This is a genomic window from Mycoplasma sp. HU2014 (assembly GCF_001199495.1).
Classification (GTDB): Bacteria; Bacillota_I; Bacilli_A; order Mycoplasmatales; family Mycoplasmataceae; genus Mycoplasma.
In genome coordinates, this window is record NZ_LFYS01000043.1 from 1 (window position 1) to 3,354 (window position 3,354).

Below are 3,354 nucleotides of genomic sequence, written 5' to 3' on the forward strand. Positions count from 1 at the left end.
TGTAGATGGAAAGTATTATTTTTGTTATAGGTCAACTTTAACAGAATTTACTCAGAAGAAAAATTTTATTAGTCGAACTTATAAAAAAGGTGTTTATGATGAAAAAAAACTATTGGAAAAAGAAGATCTTTTTGGACTAATTATTTTTGAATGTAATGGAGATTTAAACATAAAAGATATCTACATCTCATACAAAAAGAGATGAGAAATTGAGTTATTATTTAAGCAATTTAAAAATGTACTAGAACAAAACGAAGGAAATGTTCAGGGAAATTACAGAATAATAGCTACTGAATTTATTAATTTTTTATCATCTATAATGCTTTGCAGAATAAAAAATTACTTACTTGAAAATGGTGTTTTAGAAAATAAAACAATTGGTCAAATTTTTAGATATTTATCAAAAGTAATGAAAAAAAGAAAACCAAGAGTAAGAGAAGAGTGGGATGATGTTGAAACATTAAAATATATTAAAGAACTTATTAAAGTTTTAAAAATATAGTGTCTGAAATTGGGAATTTTTTAATATAAATGCTTTTGTAGTATCTTTTCATATCTTCAGGATTAATTATTTGAGTTGATCTTTCAAATTCAGGAAGACCATTTCGAGCTATTTTTCAAGGATCTTCAGAATGAGTTAAAGCTTCTAGTTCAAAACCTGATTTTTTACCATATGTATACCAAACTGAGTCTAAAAGATTTAATGTTCTTTCATCAAAAATGCTTTCATCAAACTCTTCTTTAGGTATATCGTTTCATAGATAATTTTTATATTCGTTTCAAATCTCAGGAGAAACAGGACCGTGAATTCAAGCTTGAAAACAAGTATCACTTAAAAGACCATCATCAAATAAAGCATAAGATCATGCTTCTGCATAGTAAGTTATTTTTTGAAGTTTTTTATGTGTCATAGCTTCTTTTGATAAAAATCATTTAATAACATCTTTGTAACTATATTTCTTAGTCATATTAATCACCTTTATATGATATTATTTCTATTTAAAGTTTAGCATAAATCACCTACTTTATCATTAAGAGTAAAACAAAGTCTGGAATATCATTAAGAGTAAAACAAAGCTTAATTAATGAAAATGTTTTCATATGTAAAATATAAGTTTTGAAATAATTTAAATATTTAATGTGATATTATAAAAAATAACCGAGAGTTGTTTTTTTATCCAATGAATTGTAAATTTAACATTGCGAATATTTTTAAGTAAGGCTAAAAAGATTGAAACTTCACTCGTGGATTTTTAAAAAAATATCATTTTAGAGAATTTTAAAAAATATTATCATTTTTCTACTTTAGTGTTATAATATTTTAGTTGATAGTTTACCAAAGGTATTATTCATCCCAAATATATCTTTGATAATACATTAATAAATCACAAAAGAGGGAGTTATATCATGATATCAAAACAAGATAAATTAGCTTTAATTAAAGAATTTGGTGGATCAGAAAAAAATACTGGTTTAGCTGAAGTTCAAATCGCAATTCTAACTAAAGAAATCGCTAACATGACTGAACACTTAAAAGTTCACAAAAAAGATGTTCCAACAAGAAGAAGTTTATTAAAAAAAGTTGCTCAAAGAAGACACTTTTTAAATTACTTAGTTAGAAAAGATGTTAACAGATATAAAGCTATTATTGAAAAATTAGGAATTAGAAAATAATTCCAAAAAATTTAAAAAATATCTTGACACTTAGTAATATCTATATTATTATATAAGAGTGTCAATTTAACGCAGGTGTAGTTTAATGGTAGAACTTCAGCCTTCCAAGCTGACTGTGAGGGTTCGATTCCCTTCACCTGCTCCATATGAAAATAACAAACACTAGAATTTACTAGTGTTTTTTTATTTTTTATTTTAAAAAGATATATAATATTAATGTGTGCATGGTGCACGCAAAATGTCATTATTTAAGTTATACAAAAGTTTACCGCATAAATTAACTATACAAACATCATAAAATATAATAAAAAGCAGTTATATTGCATAAAAAATGAGATTTTAATTAAAATATCTCGTTTTTTGTTACAAAAATTAAAAAAAATACTTTAAAATATTACTTAATTATGCTATAATTTAACTATATAATTAACTATATAGGAGGTTAACATGGGAGTACCACTAGAGATACGACAAGTTCCAAGACCAAAGAATACTGTAATTAAAAAATCTGGTTCAAAATGAGCTGTAATTGAAAGGGTTGGTTGTGTAAGAAAAAACGGTTCTAATCAACCAAAAGAGGGTAAAGTGATAGGACACATCATTGATGGTGAGTTTATTAAAAAAGAAGAAATTAAAAAGGAGATTAGCTTTAAATATTATGGTGATTATGAATTGACTAAATCGGTTTCACAAGATATTTTAAGTGATCTAAAAGAAGTTTATACATTAGATTTTGCTAATCACTTGTATACAATTTCATTATTACGTTCTATAAATCCAAAAATCTCATATAGCAACTTAGAAGAAACATACGAAGAATCTTTTATTTCTAATGAATTTCAAAACTTAAAACTAAGTAAAAATAATATTTCTAAATTTCTAAGATCAGTTGGTCTTGATTATGGAAAAGCGCTTTTATTCATTAGAAACAGAGTTAAAAAAATTGATTATGATAACAGAATTGCTATTGATGGGATGTTAAAAAATAATAATAGTAGAATTAATTCTTTAAATGACTTTTCTTTCAAATCAAAAATTAAAAACAGTAAAAACATATCCATTATAGTTGCTTTCAATGTATCAACAAAAGATGTAATTTGTTCTCTTCCATACCCCGGAAATTGTGTAGATGTCACTAGTTTTCCTGATTTCTTAGAAAAAACAGGTATAACAAAAGGAATTATAATTGGTGACAAAGCAATGAATAATGAGTATTTTGGAAACGTTGGTTTTATACATCCTTTAAAAAGATCCTCAAAAATTTTAGATAAAATTGATGCTTATAATATGTCAGAAAAACTTGACGATAAAGAGAATCCGACATGATATAAAAAAGTATTTTATGAAGACAAATATTATTATTGTTTTAGAGATGTTAAAAGAGCATTCAAAGAAGAACACGACTTTATGTCAAGCAAAAAATTCTCAAAAGAAAGATATGACAAAATGAAACACAAATTTGGCACTATCGCATATGTTTCTGACCAAGACATAACATGTCAAGAAGCCTTGAATATGTATAAGCAAAGATGGGAAATTGAACTTGTTAATGACTTTTACAAAAACACTTTGGAACTTGATTCAGTTAAAGTTCATGATGATTTAAGTGTTTATGCAGATGAATTTATCAATATGCTTACATTAATTATTGGTTATAGAATTAAAAATAAATTTGAAGAT

At 25.1% G+C, this 3,354-nt stretch carries 3 protein-coding genes, 1 tRNA gene and 1 pseudogene; 4 read left to right on the plus strand and 1 reads right to left on the minus strand.

What is annotated here, in order from left to right; genetic code table 4:
• Positions 1-502: pseudogene (locus AB668_RS02400) on the plus strand (IS1634 family transposase); the annotation flags it as partial.
• On the opposite strand, the gene AB668_RS02405 reads toward AB668_RS02400, so the two are convergent.
• A complete protein-coding gene (locus AB668_RS02405; RefSeq protein WP_050517464.1) occupies positions 483-968 on the minus strand; it encodes a Panacea domain-containing protein in 486 nt (161 codons plus the stop codon). The pseudogene AB668_RS02400 and the gene AB668_RS02405 overlap by 20 nt on opposite strands.
• Before the next feature lie 439 nt (positions 969-1,407).
• Here AB668_RS02405 and rpsO point away from each other — a divergent pair, with 439 nt between their 5' ends.
• The 3 genes from rpsO to AB668_RS05265 form a co-directional block, all read left to right on the plus strand.
• Entirely contained in the window at positions 1,408-1,674 is a 267-nt protein-coding gene (gene rpsO, locus AB668_RS02410) for a 30S ribosomal protein S15 (protein ID WP_004426738.1), read from the plus strand.
• Positions 1,675-1,745: 71 nt separating this feature from the next.
• Positions 1,746-1,819: transfer RNA gene (locus AB668_RS02415), tRNA-Gly, on the plus strand.
• Between the two features lie 302 nt (positions 1,820-2,121).
• Positions 2,122-3,354 (plus strand): transposase (locus tag AB668_RS05265; protein ID WP_082160320.1); only part of this gene is annotated, 1,233 nt, incomplete at its 3' end.